Raw genomic sequence first — 20162 nt, 5'->3', positions numbered from 1 at the left:
GTACTTCTAAAATCTAACTTCACTTCGTACTTCTAAAATCCAACTTCCTTAAGCCTTTTTCGTAAATGAAAAGTTCCCGTCCCCGAAGCAAGAATGACATTTTCACCTACAGGAGACTTAGGCGGGCAATTGGGTACCTGGGGATTGCGCTACCGGTATTGCTGGTGGGCCTGTCTTTTATACCGTTTTTCAAAACTGAAGTGCAGCCTTCCATCAGTGATTACTATTACAGCAATTTGCGGGATATTTTTACCGGGATTTTAGCGGCTGTAGGTTTGTTTATGATCTGTTATAAAGGCCACGGAAATGATTCGATTTGGAAGAATGACCAGCTGCTTACCAATGTAGCGGGGATTATGGCAGTGGGTGTAGCACTGGTTCCCGTCACGCCTGAAGTTTGGCCGGAAGAAGCTTATACGCTCATCCCGTACCACCTCTCCTGGCTGGGCTGGGTTCACTACGCTTTCGCTGCCCTGCTCTTCGGAATTTTTGCCTTGCTCGCCATAAATGTGTTTACCATAGGGCAAAATAAAGCTGAAAATATTCCCGTAAGCACAATGAATGAAAACAATATTTACAGATTCTGCGGCAGTGCAATCCTGGTGTTGATCATTCTGGTTCCGGTTTCTGAAAGCTTCAAGTTATTCCAATATTCCACTCTTATCCTTGAAGCCCTGACACTTTTCTTTTTCGGTACTGCCTGGTTGATCAAAGGCAGAGCCCTGGGCGATGAAGGAAAGCTTGGGGAAAAGCTTTACCGGGAACGGAACAGTTAGTAATTATCAACTATCAACGAACAGTAATTAATCAGCGTGGCACGCCTTCCTTAAACTTTCACTTTCAAAGCTTTGCTGTCTTGATTGCTTGTTCTATTTTTAAAAATCCCCTGCACTTTTCTAAATGATGATTTCACGGTGCTAAATTGTTTTGTGGTGCCGTTACAATCTGAAAATAAACAAATATGAAAATCGCCAAATTCTTACCTGCCATTTTATTATTGATTTTTGCAGCATCAGCCGGCTCTGCACAGGAAACTGCCAACGCTCCTTCGCCACACGAAAACATAAAGCAGCACACAAATGCCATTTTTGACGACCTGGTGAAGGTGCGAAGGGATTTCCACGTACATCCCGAAGTTTCGGGGCAGGAGGAAAGAACAGCCCGGAAAATTCTGGAGTATTTGGATTCTTTAGGTCTGGAAGTGAAAACCAATATTGGTGGCTATGGCGTGGTTGGAGTTCTAAAAGGTGGCAAGGAAGGGAAAACTGTAGCCTGGCGTGCAGATATTGATGCTATGGCTTCAGATGTTCCCGATGTGGTAGATTTTCCGTCGGTGAATGAGGGGATAAGACACATATGCGGACATGATGTTCATACTACTATTGGTCTGGGGATCGCCAATGTGCTGTCTCAGCAAAAAGATAGCCTGGCAGGAAACGTGTATTTTATTTTTCAGCCTTCCGAAGAGAATTACAAAGGTGCTAAGGCCATGATAGACGACGGATTGTTAGAAATGGCGGAATTCGATGAGATTTACGGACTGCATATTTCTCCCTTTCCGGTTGGCACCGTGGCCACCAAAGCCGAAAGTGTTTATGCCCATACCAACAAGGCAAAAGTAACTTATAAGCTCACGGGCAATGAGGACGCTAAGATTGATTTCACCAAAGCTGCAATTTCCGGATTTCAAAATGTACCAGCTGATAGTGAATTCTGGAACTGGGAGAATTTAGGAGATCCTGAAATTGGCATAGAGAACCCCAACACCATTTTCACTGACTTCTTTACCGTGAAGGAAAAGTTTGGGATTGAGGAGACCAATGATGAGGTAGTAATAACTGCAGTTTTGAATTCCAGTAATAAAGCGCAATTAAATTCATTTCTGAAGGATTTAAAACAGAAGATTCAGGTTTCAGAATATTCAAAGGACCTGGTTTCTGTTGATTATTCCTATGAAAAAGCTGTGGTGGTGAATGATGAAGAGCTCACCAACCAAAGTATCAAGAGTATTACAGGTATTTATGGAGAGGAGAGTGTGATTCCTTTATACGGCGTGGTAACGGCCGATCGTGGTGATGACTTTGCTTATTTTCAGCAGGAAGTTCCGGGAGTCTACTACTTTCTGGGTGGGGCAAACTATGAAACCGGCGTGATCTCCATGCCGCATTCGCCCGATTTTGCGGTGGATGAAGAAAGCATCAGGTTTGGAGTTTCCTATTTTTCGTCTGTACTTCTTGATCGTATCAATAGAGTTCAGAAATAATTAATTTCGCTTGAATGGAGGACTAAACCTTCCAAAAATGGCATTTTCTGCCAATGTTTAATTGAATAAAAAATACTTCTTATGAAGAGGATATTTCAAGTTGTAATTATGTTCATGACTGCAGCGGCTATTGGTCAGAATTCAGTTGAGACCGGCAGTGAAGAGGAGGTCAAAGAACTCATTAAGAATTCCTTTCAGCATATATTTTCCGATCTGGATCTGAAGGCTCTTGACGTTTATTGTACCCAGGATTTTCTTTTGCTGGAAACAGGGGAGGTGTGGAATATGGAGAAGATGAGAGGCTATTTGACGCAAGCAGGAGAAAGAAAAACTGAAGTGAAACGGGTAAATTCCTTTGATTTTATCAGGATCGAGATTGAAGGGAATATGGCCTCGGTCGCTTATTACAATAAAGCTCAATTTAAAGCCGGGGAGGAGGTAGTGAGGGAAATGAATTGGGTGGAAAGCGCCACCGCCATCCTTACTAATGAGGGCTGGAAACTTCAGCTGCTGCATTCTACGCTTGCGAAGGAATAAAGAATCAATTGTCAGGGATCAATTAACAATTAACAGGTTGTTCTTGGTCAGGCTCCGCCTTCCGCCGTTTAATTTGGAAAATACATTGTATGAATTCAACTTAAGCGAAGATCTGCGGGAAACAGCATCAAATTCCGAGTATTATATTCTAAATTTATGACAGTTATTGCTTTTTTCGGCTCCCTTTATGGCGGGGGGTAAAACGGAAAAAGCAATAGGATTCTTGATCGCATTTCAACCGCCACTGCGCCGGCTCAACCGAACCTTTTACTTCTAACTTCGTACTTTAGAACTGTAGATCCAATTTCGTAAATCTAACTTCATTGTTTATCTTGGGAACCCTAAATCCCTTTTACCCATGATAAAAAAGTTACCGATGTACGGACTGCTCCTGGCGGTTGGTGTGAGTTGCCAGACCAATAAAGCAGTACCGGCGCAAAAAAGTGATGCTTCGGCACAAAAAAAGCCGCAGGATGATACCAAACCCTACAAGGAGGTGATCACTGCCGCAGCTAAAAGCGACGAAGGTCTTTTTACCACCCATTTTGTGGGAGATAAACTTTATTTTGAGATTCCGCTGGACATGCTGGAAAAAGACTTGCTGCTGGTGAGTCGTATTGCCGGAGTGCCTGCAGGCTATGGCGGTGGTTATGTCAACGCCGGCTCCAAAGCCAATGAGCAGGTGGTGCGCTGGTCAAAGAGAGGTGACTATATAGACATGAAGGTGATAAGTTTTGAGAACGAGAGTGACGAAGGTTCTCCTATTTATCAGTCGGTTGCTGCGAATAATTTCTTTCCAATACTTTTCAGCTCGAAGATTGCAGCTTATAACGACGATAAAACTTCCGCAGTAATAGAAGTGAGTGATCTTTTTAAGGAAGAAGTAGCTGCCATTAACGGTGTTTCGCCATCTCTAAAAAAGCGATACAAGGTAAAGAAGCTGGACAAATCACGTTCTTATATTACCGCAGCCAATGCTTTTCCTGAAAATATTGAGGTGAAGCACGTGATGACCTATGAAGCCGAGGAACCACCCGAAAGAGACCAGGCAGGAACCATTACTATGTTGATGAACCAGTCAATGATCCTGCTTCCGGAAGAAAAAATGCAGCCGCGTTTGGCCGATCATCGTGTGGGCTGGTTTACCACCCGAAAATATAATTATAATTCTGAAGAGCTTAAGAGTGATGATTACAGGATAATCAACCGTTGGCAGCTGGTTCCAAAAGATATTGAAGCTTATAAAAGGGGAGAGCTGGTAGAGCCGGTGAAGCCTATTGTGTGGTATCTCGATCCAGCAACGCCCGAAAAATGGAGGCCTTACTTTAAGCAGGGAATCGAAGACTGGAATGTGGCTTTTGAAGCTGCAGGTTTCAAAAATGCTGTGATCGCCAAAGATCCGCCGACAAAAGAGGAAGATCCCGATTTTAGTCCGGAAGATGTGCGATATTCGGTGGTACGGTACGTTGCCAGTACCACGAGAAATGCGATGGGGCCAAGTGTGACCGATCCACGTACCGGGGAGATCATTGAGAGTGACATTATCTGGTATCACAACCACCTTCGTTCATACAGGAACCGCTACATGATTGAGGTCGGTGCCCAGCTGGAATCTGCCCGCAGCCTTAATACTCCCGAGGAAGAAATAGGAGAGATGATGCGCATGGTGATCGCTCATGAAGTTGGCCATGCCCTTGGTTTGCCGCACAACATGAAGGCGAGTTCGGCTTATGCTACAGATTCCTTGCGTTCTCCTGAATTCACCCAGAAGTATGGTTTGACCCCTTCTATTATGGATTATGCCCGTGTAAATTACGTGGCCCAGCCCGAAGATAAAGGAGTTCGCTACATCAGGATGATGGGGCCGTATGATCTTTATGCCATCAACTGGGGCTACAGGTATATTCCTGAAGCCGATTCTCCCGAAGATGAGAAACCTGTTCTAAGCAAATGGATCCTTGAAAAAGCCGGGGATCCTGTTTATGAATTCGGAAATGGTTACGGCGGAATTGATCCGCAGTCGCAAAGAGAAAGCCTGGGTGACGACCAGGTTAAGGCCAGCGAGTACGGACTTGCAAACCTTAAGAAGGTGGTTCCGAATTTAGTTGCATGGACTTCAAAAGACAATACCGATTATTCCGAATTAATTGAAGTATACCGAGAACTAACAAATATGTGGAGAGGCTACGTTTCTCACGTCGTCGCCAATGTGGGAGGAGTTTACGAAACCCGTAAAACAGCCGACCAGGAAGGAACTGTGTACACTCATGTCCCTGAAGAAAAACAGGAAGCTGCCATTGATTTTTTGAACACGCATGCTTTTTCTACACCCGACTGGTTGCTGGATAGGGAGCTATTGGCACGCATTGAACCTTCAGGAGCTATTGAGCGGGTACAGAATCTTCAAAGCAGATCGCTTAATGACCTGCTGGACGATGACCGCCTGCAGCGAATGATCACCAATGAGCAGGTGAATGGAAATTCAGCTTACACCGCAGTTGAAATGATGAACGACTTGCGAAAAGGTATTTTTGAGGAGCTGTACAGGTCTCAAAAAGTTGATGCCTATCGAAGAAACATTCAGCGGGCTTATGTTGATGCCGCTGCAGGATATGTTCAGAACCTGAAGAAAGAAGAAAGTGACGAGGTTGCTTCTACAGATGTCATTGCATTAATGCGCGGAGACCTGGATCAATTGCGAAGAGATCTTAGATCCAGGAGAAACAGAACGAATGACCAGTTAAGTATTTATCATTGGAATGATTTGATCGCCAGGATCGATCAGGCCCTTGATGTAGATGCGTAAAACATACAGCTGATTTATAGATTTTATCAAACAGTTTTATCACAAAAATCCTCGCTACAAGGCGGAGATTTTTTGTTGGATGCGATTATGAGACATGAGACATGAGATGTGAGATGTGAGATGTGAGATGTGAGATGTGAGATGTGAGCCAAGATTAAGAAGTTCCCATAGATGATTTTTCAGTGAATACTGACTACCGACCACCGACTACCGACCACCGACTACCGACTACCGACCACTTCAAAACTTATTCTTCAATAGGTATTGTCAGTAACGGAAAACTGGCCTTCTTCAGCAGCTCCAGGGAAACGCTTTCCTGTAACAAATTGTGCAGAAAACTGTGTTTGTGGGTGCCGACAATCAGCAGATCAGATTTCAGTTTTTGTGCCTCTTCCAGAACAGCTTCTACAGTAGAACCCTGGATCAAGAGAGCCTCTTTTTCAATATTTTCGCTTAGAAAAGTGTCGCAGTACATTTGTAAATTCCGGTGTTCCTCGCGGAATTCTTCAGCTTTAAAATCTCTGATGTATTGGGGTCCGGGCTCATAGCCTACAAAATCGGGATCGGGTTCAGCTACATGCAAAACCCACACCTTAGCTCCGAATTTTTCGGCCAGACTTTCAGCATAACCTAAAAGATCTCCCACGGCATCATTGAAGTCTACGGCAACCAGTATATTTTTAAATTCTTTCATGGAGTTGTTTGTTGTTTTGGCTATGTAGGTCTCAATTACCAGATTCTGATTTAATATGTTTTACGATCAAATTTTATAATAATCACTAATCACTAATCACTAATCACTGATCACTGATCACTGAATACTAGTATTCTTTCTCCCGATCAACCACATTCTTCAGCTCTTTACCTTCTTTCATCCGCTCATAATTCTCCAGGATCTGCGGTACTACAGTTACCGGATTGGTAATACTGGCAATATGCGGGGAAACCCTGATCTTTTTATTCTTCCAGAATGGATGTTCTCTGGGCAGAGGCTCTTTCCTGAACACATCCAGAGCGGCTCCGGCAAGATGTCCGTTGTTGATCACTTCTATCAGGTCATCTTCAACAAGGTGTTCCCCGCGCGCCACGTTGATAACAAAAGCGCCTTTTGGTAAGGCTTCAAAAAGGCTTTTTTGGAGAACATTTTTTGTCTCAGAGGTGAGGGGCAGCAGGTTGACCAGAACCCGGCTTTCCCTGAGGAATTCTTCAAGTTGCTCATCGCCGTGATAGGTAGTGACTCCCAGGATCTCCTTTTTGGTGCGGGACCAGCCGGTAACATTGAATTTATTCTGGATCAGTTTTTCGGCTACTCCCACGCCCAGTACGCCCATGCCCATTATTCCTACCTGTGTATCTTCGGGAAGTTGATAAGAGGTTGGTTTCCATTCATTTTGGCTGTGGTGTTGCGCCAGGTTGCGCAGGTGTTCAAGAATGAGGGAGAGTACAAATACGCTCATATCTTTAGTCAGCTGTTCATCGACCACCCGGGTGATTTGGATGTGCTCCGGAATTTCCTTGTCGCTGATGATATGGTCTATACCTGCCCCCATGGAAGCAATCACTTTCAGGTTTTTAAAATCCCTGTAGATGCCATGAGGATGTCTCCAGGAAAGCACATATTCTACCTTAGAAGGATCTTTTACCTGCGGATATACTTCCAGATCTAAATCTGGCGCTTCGGCTTTCAAGGCCTCTATCCAGGCTTTGGGATCTTTCTTCGGACTGATGATTAGAAATGACATGTTTTTTGTCTTTAGTCTTTAGTCAATTGACGGTAGATTAAAACTACCGTCTACAGTCTACCGTCTTTTTTTAATTTACAAACGCACTATATCCAGTAATCGCCCTTCCTACAATGAGGGAGTTGATCTCTTTTGTGCCTTCGTAGCTGTAAATGGCTTCGGCATCGGCGACGAATCTTGCAACGTCGTATTCCAGGAGGATTCCGTTACCGCCCATAACCTCGCGGGCCCTGCTTACTACGTCGCGCATTCGCATGCTGGTATAGACCTTTGCCAGTGAGGCATGTTCATCCTTTAACAGACCCTGATCCTGAAGTTCAGATAACCTGAAACAAAGGGTTTGCATAGAGGTGAGGTTGGCGATCATCTCTACCAGGTGATTTTGTATAAGCTGATAGGAGGCTATAGGCCTACCAAATTGTTCTCTTTTCTTGGTGTACTTAAGTGCACTTTCATAAGCTCCCCTGGCACAACCCACAGCCTGCCAGGCTACCCCGGCACGGGTCATTTTAAGAACCTTGGCTGTATCCCTGAAAGACTCTGCTTTTTGGAGTCGGTCGCTTTCCGGTACTTTACAATCGGTGAGTGTGATAAGTGCATTCTGCACAATACGCAGCGCCATCTTATCTTCCATTTTTTCGGCTTTAAAGCCGGGATTGTCTTTCCTTACCAGGAATCCTTTTACCTGGTTGGAGTCTTCATCGCGGGCCCAGATCACAATTACATCGGCAAAAGTGGCGTTTCCAATCCATTTTTTCTGTCCGTTTAGTGCCCAGTTTTCTCCATCCCATTTACATGTGGTTTCGAGTCCGCCGGCTGCGCCGCTGCCCACATTAGGTTCGGTAAGCCCAAAGGCGCCGATGGTTTCCAGGCGTTGCATCTTTGGGAGCCACTCCTCTTTTTGCTCGTCACTTCCGCAGAGATAGATAGAACCCATCGCCAGGCCGCTGTGAACGCCGAAAAAAGTGGAAATAGATACATCTACCCGTGCAATTTCCTGTGCAATAACGCCCTCCATTAAAAATGGCAAATTGGGGCAGCCGTAGCCTTCATAAGGTACTCCGGCAATGTTGAGTTTTTTGAATTTCTCAATAATTTCGAAGGGAAACTTCGCGCGGTTCCAGTGGTCATTTACCAGCGGCCGCACTTCATCTTCCATGAAATTGCGCACCTTCAGCTGTAGTTCCCGCTGCTCTTCGGTCAGTTTTAGATCGAGATTATAAAAATCGCCGTCAATAGGTGGCAGGTCGTGCTGACCTTTCCGGCGCTTGGTCTTCAGCATTTTCATGAGCCCCTTGAGTTGATTCTCATCCAGCTGTCCCAGGGTTTGCATAGCTTCCGAAAGATCTATTTGCTTATTGATCTTCGACAGTTGGTCAAGATCAATGTTCTTTAACAAGTTAATGGTGTTTCTAACTTTTCCGAAGAAGGCCATAGTTTAAGGTTTTTCTAAAAATAGACATTAAAGCAAAGGCAGCTTGTTAAAGCTTTCTCAAAGACTGGTATGCAGATGCCTTCGGGATTCGAATATTTGTTTTAAATTTCCTGTCAAAACAGAGATCATCATGGGAATTTTTTCATCACTAATGGGTAATGCCGGTGCAGTCGACAATCAAAAGCTTCAGAATGATTTCGCGCAGTTGCTCTGTGATTCCGAAGTAATAGAAGCGGGTTTTAAGATATTTAGGGACACTTTTATTTTCACCAATAAACGACTCATTTTGGTAGATAAACAGGGCCTCACCGGAAGCAAGACCCAATATCTTTCAATAAGCTATAAGAGTATTTCCCGTTTTAGTGTTGAAACAGCAGGAACTTTTGACCTTGATGCCGAGCTGAAGATCTGGATCTCTTCTGAACAGCACCCAAGTGTTTCCAGGAAGTTCAATAAATCTGTCAATGTCTATGAGGTACAGAAGCTTTTGGCGCAACATGTACTAAAATAGACTTTTAGCAAAATTTTAGTTCCCTTCTTTCCTTCGCTGCGAGCTACTTTCCTTAAATTCAAACTGAAACATGAGGTGTCAAAAATGCCATTTTTGGAACCTCTTCAAAAAAGTTTAAGCTATGAAAAATGACAATGAAAAAATGAAAGATCCGCAAACGAAAGAAGCACAACCTCCTTTTAAAGATCAGGAGCGGCAGAAGGAGACGCCGGGAAAAGAGGATAAAATGCAGCCTAAGGTAGACCACGGTGAGGAATCTTATGTTGGATCGGGCAAACTGGAAGGCAAAAATGCCATTATTACCGGGGGCGACTCCGGAATTGGAAGAGCGGTAGCAATCGCTTTTGCAAGAGAAGGAGCTAATGTTCTGATCTCTTACCTCGAAGAACACGATGACGCCAAAGAAACTGCCAAATGGGTGATAAAGGCAGGGAAAAAGGCAGTTTTGGTACCGGGAGATGTAAGTGAAGAAGAGCATTGCAGCAAGATCGTCCAAAAAGCAGTAGATGAGTTTGGGCAGGTAGATATACTGGTGAACAATGCAGCCTTTCAAATGGCGAGAGAAAAGATACAGGACATTCCCAGCGAAGAGTGGGATAAGACCTTCAAGACCAATATCTATTCAATGTTCTACCTGGTAAAAGCTGCCGAACCTCACATGAAACCGGGAAGTACTATTATTAATACCACCTCGATTAACGCCTATAAACCACATCCGCAACTGTTGGCCTATGCTGCCACCAAGGGAGCAATTCAAAACTTCACTGCCAATCTTGGGCAAATCCTGGCATCAAAAGGAATCCGTGCCAATTGTGTTGCACCGGGACCGGTGTGGACGCCATTGATCCCGTCTACCATGCCGATGGATGAGGTAGAAACCTTTGGGCAGGATACTCCGCTGGGAAGGCCGGGACAACCGTCTGAATTTGCGGCACCTTTTGTCTTACTGGCATCGGAAGGGTCCAGTTACATGACCGGTTCTACCGTGCAGGTTACGGGAGGAAGGCCCACTATTTAATATACTTTATTTTAGAGTTCACCAATGCAGCATTTTTTGAAATCAGGATTTAAAGATCAGCACAAGTTTGTCACACAGGTAAAGAAGATCATTTTTCTTTTTCTGTTCGGGCTTCTACTGAGCATACCTTCCAACTTACAGGCACAGCTCATTGAGCCCAACAGCGAGGCAGTAGAAACCAGTGGTGATGTTATTTTGCTGGCTTTGCCGGCAACAGCAGCGCTCACTACCGTGGTGATGAAAGACAGGAAGGGATTTTGGCAATTCACCAAAGGTTTTGCTACCAACCTGGCTGTTACAGCAGGTCTTAAATATGCCATTAATAAGAGGCGTCCGTTTAACAGTGGGGGGCAGGCCTTTCCCTCGGGGCTTACGTCAATTACCTTTCAGGCAGCTTCCTTTATTCACAAGAGGTATGGCTTTAAATACAGTATTCCCGGGTATGTGCTGGCAGGCTGGACAGCTTACAGCCGCATCAATGCTACAAGGCATGACGGCTATGATATACTTGCCGGGGCGGTGGTAGGCATTGGGAGCAGTTTTGTTTTCACCAGTCCTTACCAACGGGAAAATATGCAGCTCACCTTCTCCAGTGGCAACGATCAATACCTGCTGGGTTTTGTGTACAGGTTCTGAAAAAGTGCAAATCCCCAAACCTATTTGTAAGATTACATATTACTAAATCCAGTTCATTTGAACCAATAAAAAACCCGGTGTTTTGCACCGGGTTTTTTATGTTAGGATTTGGATGTTTTGTTATGATGTCTCAAATCTCAAATCTCACATCTACTCCAATCCAAATGCTTCTTTTACTTTATCTACATAATCAAGTGCTTCCCAGGTAAACAGGTCTACTTCAATGGTCTTTTCTCCGTTGTAGGGGCTCTTAAATACTTTTCGTTCTTTTCGAGGCTCTTTACCAAAGTGGCCGTAGGCAGAAGTTTCCCTGTAAATTGGATTTCTAAGGCCAAGCCTTTCTTCAATAGCAGCGGGTCTCATATCAAAGATCTGCAGTACTTTTTCTGCAATCTCTCCGTGGCTTATATCCACTTTTTTGGTGCCGTAGGTTTCCACGAATAGAGAAGTGGGTTCTACCACCCCAATGGCATAAGAAACCTGGATCAAAACCTCATCGGCTACTCCTGCAGCCACAAGATTTTTGGCGATATGCCTTGCCGCGTAAGCTGCAGACCGGTCTACTTTACTGGGATCTTTCCCAGAAAACGCACCTCCGCCGTGAGCTCCTTTTCCGCCGTAAGTATCTACGATGATCTTTCTTCCAGTAAGACCTGTATCTCCGTGAGGTCCGCCAATAACGAACTTTCCGGTAGGGTTTATATGATATTTGATCTTGTCGTTGAATAGTTTTTGCACATATTCCGGAAGTTGTTTGATCACCCTCGGGATAAGGATCTCAACAATATCCTTCTTTATTTTTTCCAGCATTCGCTGGTCATCATCATCAAATTCGTCGTGTTGGGTAGAGACCACGATAGCCACAATGCGCTGCGGAATGTTGTCATCGCTGTACTCAATAGTGACCTGGCTCTTGGAGTCGGGCCGCAGGTAAGTGAGCTCGTCATTTTCGCGACGCAATTTTGCCAGCTCGATAAGTATCTTATGAGAAATATCGAGGGCCAGCGGCATGTAGTTGGAAGTTTCTTTAGTGGCGTAACCAAACATCATTCCCTGGTCACCGGCTCCCTGTTCGTCCTTGTTTCCGCGGTCAACCCCCTGGCTAATATCCTGGGATTGTTCATGGATCAGGGAGATCACCCCGCAGGAGTCCCCGCTAAATTTATATGCTCCCTTGGTGTAACCAATATCATTGATCACATCGCGGGCAATAGATTGTACATCAAGGTAAGTATCACTCTTTACTTCGCCCGCAAGCACCACCTGTCCTGTAGTCACCAGGGTTTCACAGGCAACTTTAGATTCAGGGTCAAAGGCAAGGAAATTATCAAGAAGAGTATCGCTAATCTGGTCAGCAACTTTATCGGGGTGGCCTTCAGAAACACTTTCTGAAGTAAATAAATATGGCATGCTTCTTTATTTTAAGATTTTAATTCAGAAAAAATTGACAAGAAGCGCTAGAGTAGTTGTCACTGCTTTAGCATTTTAGAGGGTTGCAATCAGTCAAATTTTTCCCTGTGATTTATCATCAGCAAATGTATAAAAATTGTTTTAAATCGGGGCGGCTTTATCTTCGTTATTAAGAATAATTTGGGCGCTCCGGTTCTCCCTGCCGGTCGCACCGTCAGGCTTTCGCGGGCCGCTTCCCACAGCCTCCCGGCTTTGGGAGAGCTCCAACAACCGCTCAATCCTTAGCGCATTCTAGTCATCTTTTATAATTTACGTCAAAATAAAAAGGGCTTTTTTGAAGATATCCTCAAAAAAGCCCTTTTTCAGTGTTGGTTAGTTTTGGTGATCTAGAACTGGTCTACAGTATCTTCGGCTTCACCTTTTGAAAGGAAGATCTGTATCCCCAGGTTGATTCCAAGAGAGTGGGTATAGCTGTCGCTACCGGCGCCGGTAAGACCGCTGTACTTCACACTTGCATCAAGTGCTATATTCTCGTTGAGGAACAGTGAGTAACCAGGTCCAAACCCAAAGGCAAATCCGTTTGTGGTTTCACCACCTTCAATGTTGGTACCGGCTAAACCTGCATTGGTTTCAATGAAGAACTGCCCTGCAGGAACTTCATCACCAAGATCAACGTCTTCTGGTGTTAAGTAATACCGGGTAAACGCCTGGATACCATAAATAAAGGTGTTGCTGGTCTCATCATCATCACCGGCTGCATTATAGTAACCCAGGTTGAGGATACCTCCTAAAACAAAATCGTCATTGAGAAAATATCCCATTTTAGGACTCAATCCAATATTGTAACCCGAATCTTCATCGAGGCCCAGGTTAAAACCAAATAAACCATTGGTAGGTGTAGTGGTCACTCCGCTACCAAGGTCGGCACCCAGCATAATGTTTCCTTCCTGCAATTGCGCATGTGAAGTAGCTGTGAATCCTAAGATCATTAGCGTTGATAGTAGTAATACTCTTTTCATAACTTTTATATTTAATATTTAAATGTTTTCTCCCTTTTCAGGGAAATCAAATTCAGCACGAATGTAGGCAGGCATTGACTTCCGGGAGGTATTTTTAATATACTTTAATAGCAAATTCACGATAGTTTATGAAACCGGGCGAGGGAGTTCTTAAAAATTGCAAAAAAATAAACATCTTTTGAAGTAGTGGGACGGGTAAGGATGGCGTCAGCTTTAAGGAGGCGTGAATTTTAAAGGCTCCGGGATTATTTGCAGGGCCCGAAGAGCAAAAATGGAATGCAAAAAGAAGGAGCCTTAACTTTTCTATTAAAAAGTAAAAAGAAAAATAAATTTTAAAGATTTAAACTGCTGTATTTCCCTTGGTTTACGTGGGGTTTTGAGAAGGTGAAAATGCACGGAAGTAAAAAAAATGAAAATTAAGTTTGGAGAAGTGAATTTTCTGTCGTTAACTTTGTGACAGAATAAAACAAGAAATGAACCAGGTAATTTGTAATATGATGTGCATGATGTGGAAAACTTCCGCAGCGCGCTCTATTGCATGATCCTGAAAAGATAAAAATTGCAAAAAGCCGCTGCCACCGCAGCGGCTTTTTTATTTTAGTCGAGATAAAAAAATAAGAGGTCTCAAAAATGCCATTTTTGGGACTCCATTAAAAAACAAGCTGGAAAAGCTAAAACAGAAAAAATGAAAATTTACCCGGCAATAGCAAAAATGATGTGTTGTATGATGATGTGCATGATGTGCGCACCACCAGCTATTGCCAAAAAATGAGGATCTAAGTTAGTTATATATGAGTACTAAAAATCCCTTTGGCAAGCCAGCCAAAGGGATTTTTGTTTTACGGCAACCCACCCCTCCGGAGGAGGGGAAGTTAGAAGTTAGAAGTACGAAGTTGAAAAGAATAATGAAAACAGAACCGAGAACAAACAAACCGACAACCGACAACCAACAACCAACAACCAACAACTGAGAACTGAGAACTGGAAACATGAAAAAATTACGAATGTCACCTCGAGCGGAGTCGAGAGGTCTTGAACGACAAAATTTAAAGTTGAAACGAAACAGCATAAAAAGATTAGAAAGCAGAATTTAGACTCCGATGAGATCTCTCGTCGCATTCCCTTTCTCCGAAAGAAAATGCTCTGTCGAGATGACAATTACAAAGGCAGGAAGTTAGAAGTTAGATTTTAGAAGTACGAAGTTGAAAAGAAAAATGAATGAACCGACAACTGAAAACTGAGAACCGACAACTGACAACAACAAACCGATTAACTATCAACAAATAACCATTAACCACTATTCCTTAAACCTTAAACCTTAAACATTGAACCCATGAGTACACCACAAAAATTTTCGACCAATGCGCTTCATGCAGGACATGACGTAACAGCTAACGGAGGAACCAGAGCAGTTCCAATTTATCAGACGACTTCTTACGTCTTTAAAGATTCAGACCATGCGGCCAATCTTTTCTCTTTGGCAGAACCAGGATTCATTTACACCCGGTTAAACAACCCGACCAACGATATCCTGGAGCAAAGGCTTGCGGCACTTGAAGGCGGAATCGCGGCCGTAGTAACAGCATCGGGTACTGCGGCGATCAGCACTACTTTACTTACCCTGCTTAAAGCCGGAGATCACATCGTTGCTTCCAGCAGCCTCTACGGCGGAACTTACAACCTGCTCGGCGTTACCTTACCAAGACTGGGGATCACCACCACCTTTGTAGATCCATCAGACCCAAAGAATTTCGCTGATGCTGTAAAAGAGAACACCCGGGCGGTTTTTGTAGAATCCCTTGGAAATCCGAAGCTTGATGTACTCGATCTACAGGCCATTTCTAAAGTGGCAAAAGAGCATAAAGTTCCTTTTATTGTTGACAATACCGTAGCCACCTCAGCCCTGGTAAAACCTATTGAACACGGTGCCGACCTTGTAATTCATTCTCTTACCAAATATATTGGCGGTAACGGAACTTCTCTCGGCGGAGTCATCATTGATGCAGGAAGATTCGATTGGGCGAACGGAAAATTCCCTGAATTCACCGAACCTTCTCCGGGTTACCACGGACTCGTTTACCACGAAGCATTAAAAGAAGCTGCATTTATTGCAAAAGTCAGAATTGAAGGCTTACGGGATCTTGGTGCTGCACTTAGTCCTTTTAATGCATTTCAGATCATTCAGGGGCTGGAGACGCTGGAGATCAGGATCAAAAAGCACAGCGAAAATGCTTTGGCTTTAGCAAAATGGCTTCAGCAAAAAGAGGAAGTCAGCTGGGTTAACTATCCGGGGCTGGAGAGCAGTGATTATTATGAACTGGCTCAAAAATATCTTCCCAAAGGACAAAGCGGAGTAGTTACTTTTGGAGTAAAAGGAGGTTATGAAGCTGCAAAAGTACTTGTGGATGAGACCAAACTATTCTCTCTGCTTGCAAATATTGGAGACACAAAATCCCTGATCATTCACCCTTCAAGCACCACCCACCAACAGCTTAACGATGAGCAACAGGAATCTACCGGAGTGACAAAAGACCTGGTGAGACTCTCTGTAGGATTAGAAGATCTGGAAGATCTTAAGGCAGATCTTGAGCAGGCCCTGGCGCAAATTTCTAAAAAAAATGAAGCAAAAACTGTTTAAACAGCACCAGGAATGGTAGAAGCTTTTTCTACTGTACCGGGAAAATAACCCTATATGTTACAGGAAATCATAATTCCAGATTTTGAAAATTCTGCAGGAAGCCTTCAGAAAATCCATGTCTTTTATCGCATTTTTGGAAGGGAAGCGGGAACAGCTCCTGTGGTGCTGGTGAATCATGCGCTAACCGGAAATGCCAATGTTACCGGAGAAAATGGCTGGTGGCAAGATATCATTGGCCCGGGAAGATGCATTGATACAAATAAATTTACCATTTTGTCCATCAATGTCCCGGGGAATGGCGCCAGTGGAAATTCAGAGCATCTGCTGCATAATTACACAGAATTCACTTTAGATGATATCGCCTGCATATTTTCTCAGGTACTGGATAAATTGAAGATCAATAATTTATTTGCGGCCATTGGGGGATCTATAGGCGGAGCGCTGGCATGGCATCTGGCGGTATTAAGGCCCAACCTCATTCAGAATCTCATTCCCATCGCGACCGACCTTAAGGCGACCGACTGGGTGCTGGGACAGTGCAAGGTGCAGGACCAGATCCTCAACAATTCGGCAGATCCCATTCACGATGCCCGAATGCATGCCATGACTTTTTACCGGACTCCGGCGTCCTTTTCAGCGAAATTCCGCCGTAAAAGAAATGAGCTGAATTTTCAATTTGAAGTGGCGAACTGGCTGAGCTATCACGGCAGGAAACTGGAAGGTCGTTTCGAACTTGCTGCCTATAAATTGATGAACCACCTGCTTACTACTATAGACATTTCCGGAGGTAACGGGGAACCTTCAGCGGCAGCAAAAAAGATCAGCGGAAATATTCAGCTGATAGGAGTTGATTCCGACCTGTTTTTTCTTCCGGAGGAGATCAGGGAAACTTATAAAGAGCTTTCCGCAGTAAAAGAAAACGTTAGCTATCATGAAATAAAATCTATTCACGGTCATGATGCTTTTCTTATTGAATATGAACAACTGTCACAAATTTTAGAACCCATTTTTAATATAGATACGACAACAAATGAAAAAGATCAACATAGTTCTGTTTGGAACAGGTAATGTGGGCAGCATCCTGGTGAACCAGATCCTGCAGGCACGGGAAGGCCTGCGAAAAAATGAAGGACTGGAGCTTAACCTGCCGGTTATAGCCAATTCTTCTACCGCCTTTTTCCAAAAGGAGAATCAGCAGGCTTCATGGGATACCGATCTCAAAAACTTCGGATTCCCATATAAGCTGGAAGACATTCTTAATTACGTGGAAGAACAGGGCTATGAGAATCTTATTGCGATAGATGCTACGGCCAGTGAAGATTTTGTTGAGAATTATCTAAGGCTAATTCGTGCGGGTTTTAATATAGTGGCTGCGAACAAGGTGGCAAACACTTTATCTTCCCAATTTTATAATGAATTGCGGGAAACGCTGCAGGAGCATAACAAATATTTCCTCTATGAAACCAATGTGGGTGCGGGCTTGCCGGTTATAGAAACGCTTCGGAATTTTCACCGGGCCAATGAGCGGGTAACCAGGGTGCGGGGAGTATTTTCGGGATCCCTCAGCTTTATTTTCAATACCTATTGCGAGCAGGAAAAAGACTTTTCTGAAGTGCTTACAGAGGCAGGAAAGAATGGTTTTACAGAGCCCGATCCTCGGGTAGACCTTTCGGGGAAAGATGTGGCCAGAAAGTTACTCATCCTTGGAAGAGAGCTGGGGCTGGAAAAGGAGTTTGAAGAAATAATAATTCAGGACCTGGTGCCGGCACATCTCAATGGGGAATCCAGCTTGAAGAATTTTCAGGAAAAGAAGGAAGAGCTGAATCCGTTTTTTCTCAACCTGAAGCAGAACCTCGAACAGGATGAGGTGATAAGGCATGTAGGAGAGCTGGATGTCACCCGGGGCACCCTTGAGGTGAAGCTGGTAAAAGAGAAGAAAGCTTCTGCCTTTGGGGCTCTTAAACACGCCGATTCTTCTTTTGAGATCTACGCCGAATCTTACGGGGACCGGCCACTGGTAATCCAGGGAGCCGGTGCCGGAGCAGCAGTAACAGCGCGGGGAGTGGTTTCGGATATTCTTCAATTAGCAGAAAAATTATAGAACAAGCTATGTCACATTTTGAAACAACAGCAATACGAACTCAACTGGAGCGGACTTCATATCAGGAGCATTCTTCGCCACTTTTTCTCACTTCAAGTTATATTTTTGAAGATGCCGAAGAAATGAGGGCTGCTTTTGCTGAAGAACAGGAACGCAATATTTACAGCAGGTTTAGCAATCCGAATACTTCAGAATTTGCTGAAAAAGTGGCACTTTTGGAAGGTGCAGAGGCAGGCTTTGCTTTTGCCACGGGCATGTCGGCTGTATATTCCACGCTGGCAACACTGCTAAACAGTGGAGATCATATAGTTTCGGCCAGGTCTATCTTCGGATCTACTCACAGCCTGTTCACGAAATACTTTCCGAAGTGGAATATTTCACACAGCTACTTTAATGTCAATGAAGAGGACAAGATCGAAAGTCTCATAAAGCCAGAAACGAAGATCCTGTTTGCCGAATCGCCCACGAACCCCGGAGTTGACATTCTGGACCTGGAGAACCTGGGAAGAATAGCCAAAAAACATAATCTGCTGCTCATTATCGACAACTGTTTTGCCACGCCTTACCTGCAGAACCCGATCAAATTTGGAGCTGACCTGGTGATACATTCGGCCACCAAATTAATTGACGGGCAGGGGAGAGTACTTGGCGGTGTTACTGTTGGTCGGGCAGACCTGATAAGGGAAATCTACCTGTTCTCACGCAATACAGGTCCGGCTTTGTCCCCGTTCAATGCCTGGATCTTGTCTAAAAGTCTGGAGACCCTGCCCGTAAGGCTGGACAGGCATTGTGATAATGCCCTAAAGATTGCTGAACTTTTAGAAAAAGAAGAAAATGCCGAAAATGTGAAATATCCGTTTTTGAGATCTCATCCTAAATATGAGGTGGCGAAGAAACAAATGAAACTGGGTGGCAATATCATTTCGTTTGAAATAAAGGGCGGACTTGAAGCAGGGAGGAAGTTCATTGATAACTTACAGTTGTGCTCCAGGTCGGCCAACCTTGGTGACACCAGGACCATCGTCACTCATCCGGCATCAACAACCCACGGAAGGCTCACAGAAGAAGAGAGGCTGGAAGCGGGAATTACTCCGGGGCTGGTGAGGATATCGGTAGGACTGGAACACGTAGAAGATATTTTTGGGGATATCCAAAGAGCATTAAATATAGAAGCATAGAGAAAAATGAATGGAATTCAGCATCAACCGGAAATCGCGATTTGGCAGCATAGAAAGAAGATAAATAATTATCTTCGCCCTATGCTTTCAAAAAAGACGAAATACGGGATAAAGGCGCTGACTTACATTGCAAGGCAGCCCTCGAAAAAGCCTGTACAAACTGCAGAGATTGCCGAAAGTGAAAATATTTCCCATAAATTCCTGGAAAGTATTTTAGTGCAACTGCGCAAAGCTGGATTTTTGGGGGCAAAAAAAGGGAAGGGAGGAGGATATTACCTCATTAAAGATCCTGCTGAAATCCCCATGACCACAGTAATAAGGATCCTGGAAGGGCCTATTGCAATGGTGCCGTGTGTGAGTCTCAACTACTATGAGAAATGCGATGATTGCAAAGACGAGGTGACCTGCTCTGTGCACCAGCTTATGATACAGGTGCGGGACAGTACTTTGAAGGTGCTGGGCAATAATACCCTCGCAGATATTACAAAACAATAACAGGTACGGGTTAATTAAATTGTAAATAATTGGCAGCAACAGCCGATTAAGAGGAATAATTTATTTTCTTTGCTTATTAACCTACTATTCCGATAGGGTAATAGGATTAAAAATAATGATTATGATATTAGATCAGGTATTCTCCAGGAGAAGTGAAAAGAAAGAAAAGACTTCAGAAAAGCCGGTACGGAGCATAGCTAAAGCAATAAGCTGGAGGATAATAGGAACCCTGGATACCATCATTGTATCCTGGTTGTTAACCGGAGAGATCAAAACTGCACTGGCAATAGGAACTGTAGAAGTGATCACTAAGATGCTGCTCTACTTTGGACACGAAAGAATATGGAACAAGATCAATTTTGGAAAGGAATAG

General features: G+C 44.0%; 18 protein-coding genes. 13 read left to right on the top strand and 5 right to left on the bottom strand.

What is annotated here, in order from left to right:
* Positions 1-65 precede the first annotated feature (65 nt).
* The 4 genes from ACQ93I_RS09555 (at position 66) to ACQ93I_RS09540 (ending at position 5606) form a co-directional block, all read left to right on the top strand.
* Positions 66-776, top strand: coding sequence for a hypothetical protein (locus tag ACQ93I_RS09555; RefSeq protein ID WP_431698306.1), 711 nt, complete (start codon positions 66-68; stop codon positions 774-776).
* 185 nt (positions 777-961) lie between these two features.
* Entirely contained in the window at positions 962-2263 is a 1302-nt protein-coding gene (locus tag ACQ93I_RS09550; protein ID WP_431698305.1) for a M20 metallopeptidase family protein, read from the top strand.
* Between the two features lie 81 nt (positions 2264-2344).
* Positions 2345-2800, top strand: coding sequence for a DUF4440 domain-containing protein (locus ACQ93I_RS09545; RefSeq protein ID WP_431698304.1), 456 nt, complete (start codon positions 2345-2347; stop codon positions 2798-2800).
* Positions 2801-3158: 358 nt separating this feature from the next.
* Positions 3159-5606, top strand: coding sequence for a zinc-dependent metalloprotease (locus ACQ93I_RS09540; RefSeq protein ID WP_431698303.1), 2448 nt, complete (start codon positions 3159-3161; stop codon positions 5604-5606).
* A 247-nt stretch (positions 5607-5853) separates the two neighbouring features.
* Here the strand turns inward: ACQ93I_RS09540 and ACQ93I_RS09535 are convergent, their stop codons facing one another.
* The 3 genes from ACQ93I_RS09535 to ACQ93I_RS09525 all read right to left on the bottom strand — a co-directional run bounded on the left by ACQ93I_RS09535 (position 5854) and on the right by ACQ93I_RS09525 (position 8783).
* On the bottom strand, positions 5854-6300 hold the full coding sequence (locus ACQ93I_RS09535; protein ID WP_431698302.1) for a universal stress protein: 447 nt from the start codon (positions 6298-6300) through the stop codon (positions 5854-5856).
* A gap of 127 nt (positions 6301-6427) precedes the next feature.
* Positions 6428-7348 (bottom strand): 2-hydroxyacid dehydrogenase, encoded by a 921-nt coding sequence (locus ACQ93I_RS09530; RefSeq protein WP_431698301.1) that lies wholly within the window; start codon positions 7346-7348, stop codon positions 6428-6430.
* 70 nt (positions 7349-7418) lie between these two features.
* Positions 7419-8783, bottom strand: coding sequence for an acyl-CoA dehydrogenase family protein (locus ACQ93I_RS09525; RefSeq protein ID WP_431698300.1), 1365 nt, complete (start codon positions 8781-8783; stop codon positions 7419-7421).
* Positions 8784-8913: 130 nt separating this feature from the next.
* On the opposite strand from ACQ93I_RS09525, the gene ACQ93I_RS09520 reads away from it, so the two are divergent.
* The 3 genes from ACQ93I_RS09520 (at position 8914) to ACQ93I_RS09510 (ending at position 10948) form a co-directional block, all read left to right on the top strand.
* Positions 8914-9294: a PH domain-containing protein gene (locus ACQ93I_RS09520; protein WP_431698299.1), complete on the top strand. Its 381-nt coding sequence runs from the start codon at positions 8914-8916 to the stop codon at positions 9292-9294.
* A gap of 121 nt (positions 9295-9415) precedes the next feature.
* Complete coding sequence (locus tag ACQ93I_RS09515) at positions 9416-10312, top strand: SDR family oxidoreductase (RefSeq protein ID WP_431698298.1); 897 nt, start codon at positions 9416-9418, stop codon at positions 10310-10312.
* 24 nt (positions 10313-10336) lie between these two features.
* Positions 10337-10948, top strand: a complete 612-nt coding sequence (locus tag ACQ93I_RS09510; protein WP_431698297.1) for a phosphatase PAP2 family protein — start codon at positions 10337-10339, stop codon at positions 10946-10948.
* 150 nt (positions 10949-11098) lie between these two features.
* On the opposite strand, the gene metK is transcribed toward ACQ93I_RS09510, so the two are convergent.
* Both metK and ACQ93I_RS09500 read right to left on the bottom strand, forming a co-directional pair.
* A complete protein-coding gene (metK, locus tag ACQ93I_RS09505; protein WP_431698296.1) occupies positions 11099-12358 on the bottom strand; it encodes a methionine adenosyltransferase in 1260 nt (419 codons plus the stop codon).
* Between the two features lie 386 nt (positions 12359-12744).
* Positions 12745-13377: a hypothetical protein gene (locus tag ACQ93I_RS09500; RefSeq protein ID WP_431698295.1), complete on the bottom strand. Its 633-nt coding sequence runs from the start codon at positions 13375-13377 to the stop codon at positions 12745-12747.
* Between the two features lie 1333 nt (positions 13378-14710).
* Here ACQ93I_RS09500 and ACQ93I_RS09495 point away from each other — a divergent pair.
* The 6 genes from ACQ93I_RS09495 (at position 14711) to ACQ93I_RS09470 (ending at position 20162) form a co-directional block, all read left to right on the top strand.
* Positions 14711-16015, top strand: a complete 1305-nt coding sequence (locus tag ACQ93I_RS09495) for an O-acetylhomoserine aminocarboxypropyltransferase/cysteine synthase family protein (protein WP_431698294.1) — start codon at positions 14711-14713, stop codon at positions 16013-16015.
* Between the two features lie 54 nt (positions 16016-16069).
* Complete coding sequence (locus tag ACQ93I_RS09490) at positions 16070-17083, top strand: alpha/beta fold hydrolase (protein ID WP_431698293.1); 1014 nt, start codon at positions 16070-16072, stop codon at positions 17081-17083.
* The gene (locus tag ACQ93I_RS09485) at positions 17046-18116 is read left to right on the top strand and encodes an aspartate kinase (RefSeq protein WP_431698292.1); all 1071 of its coding nucleotides are present in this window, start codon (positions 17046-17048) and stop codon (positions 18114-18116) included. The genes ACQ93I_RS09490 and ACQ93I_RS09485 overlap by 38 nt, the downstream gene beginning before the upstream one ends.
* A gap of 8 nt (positions 18117-18124) precedes the next feature.
* The gene (locus ACQ93I_RS09480) at positions 18125-19294 is read left to right on the top strand and encodes a trans-sulfuration enzyme family protein (RefSeq protein ID WP_431698291.1); all 1170 of its coding nucleotides are present in this window, start codon (positions 18125-18127) and stop codon (positions 19292-19294) included.
* An 81-nt stretch (positions 19295-19375) separates the two neighbouring features.
* Positions 19376-19789: an RrF2 family transcriptional regulator gene (locus ACQ93I_RS09475; protein ID WP_423820441.1), complete on the top strand. Its 414-nt coding sequence runs from the start codon at positions 19376-19378 to the stop codon at positions 19787-19789.
* A gap of 121 nt (positions 19790-19910) precedes the next feature.
* A complete protein-coding gene (locus tag ACQ93I_RS09470; RefSeq protein ID WP_431698290.1) occupies positions 19911-20162 on the top strand; it encodes a DUF2061 domain-containing protein in 252 nt (83 codons plus the stop codon).

This window comes from Salinimicrobium sp. WS361 (assembly GCF_050750585.1).
Lineage (GTDB): Bacteria > Bacteroidota > Bacteroidia > Flavobacteriales > Flavobacteriaceae > Salinimicrobium.
The sequence above is the reverse complement of the archived record's forward strand: the minus strand, read 5'-3'. Positions and strand labels throughout refer to the sequence as shown.

Excerpts from the sequence above, each read along its gene's own strand:
- ACQ93I_RS09475 (WP_423820441.1), top strand. The coding sequence starts at position 19,376 with ATGCTTTCAAAAAAGACGAAATACGGGATAAAGGCGCTGACTTACATT.
- ACQ93I_RS09545 (WP_431698304.1), top strand. The coding sequence starts at position 2,345 with ATGAAGAGGATATTTCAAGTTGTAATTATGTTCATGACTGCAGCGGCT.
- ACQ93I_RS09495 (WP_431698294.1), top strand. The coding sequence starts at position 14,711 with ATGAGTACACCACAAAAATTTTCGACCAATGCGCTTCATGCAGGACAT.
- ACQ93I_RS09515 (WP_431698298.1), top strand. The coding sequence starts at position 9,416 with ATGAAAAATGACAATGAAAAAATGAAAGATCCGCAAACGAAAGAAGCA.
- ACQ93I_RS09520 (WP_431698299.1), top strand. The coding sequence starts at position 8,914 with ATGGGAATTTTTTCATCACTAATGGGTAATGCCGGTGCAGTCGACAAT.
- ACQ93I_RS09550 (WP_431698305.1), top strand. The coding sequence starts at position 962 with ATGAAAATCGCCAAATTCTTACCTGCCATTTTATTATTGATTTTTGCA.
- ACQ93I_RS09480 (WP_431698291.1), top strand. The coding sequence starts at position 18,125 with ATGTCACATTTTGAAACAACAGCAATACGAACTCAACTGGAGCGGACT.
- ACQ93I_RS09500 (WP_431698295.1), bottom strand. The coding sequence starts at position 13,377 with ATGAAAAGAGTATTACTACTATCAACGCTAATGATCTTAGGATTCACA.
- ACQ93I_RS09490 (WP_431698293.1), top strand. The coding sequence starts at position 16,070 with ATGTTACAGGAAATCATAATTCCAGATTTTGAAAATTCTGCAGGAAGC.
- ACQ93I_RS09510 (WP_431698297.1), top strand. The coding sequence starts at position 10,337 with ATGCAGCATTTTTTGAAATCAGGATTTAAAGATCAGCACAAGTTTGTC.
- ACQ93I_RS09540 (WP_431698303.1), top strand. The coding sequence starts at position 3,159 with ATGATAAAAAAGTTACCGATGTACGGACTGCTCCTGGCGGTTGGTGTG.
- metK (WP_431698296.1), bottom strand. The coding sequence starts at position 12,358 with ATGCCATATTTATTTACTTCAGAAAGTGTTTCTGAAGGCCACCCCGAT.
- ACQ93I_RS09555 (WP_431698306.1), top strand. The coding sequence starts at position 66 with ATGAAAAGTTCCCGTCCCCGAAGCAAGAATGACATTTTCACCTACAGG.
- ACQ93I_RS09470 (WP_431698290.1), top strand. The coding sequence starts at position 19,911 with ATGATATTAGATCAGGTATTCTCCAGGAGAAGTGAAAAGAAAGAAAAG.
- ACQ93I_RS09535 (WP_431698302.1), bottom strand. The coding sequence starts at position 6,300 with ATGAAAGAATTTAAAAATATACTGGTTGCCGTAGACTTCAATGATGCC.
- ACQ93I_RS09485 (WP_431698292.1), top strand. The coding sequence starts at position 17,046 with ATGAAAAAGATCAACATAGTTCTGTTTGGAACAGGTAATGTGGGCAGC.
- ACQ93I_RS09530 (WP_431698301.1), bottom strand. The coding sequence starts at position 7,348 with ATGTCATTTCTAATCATCAGTCCGAAGAAAGATCCCAAAGCCTGGATA.
- ACQ93I_RS09525 (WP_431698300.1), bottom strand. The coding sequence starts at position 8,783 with ATGGCCTTCTTCGGAAAAGTTAGAAACACCATTAACTTGTTAAAGAAC.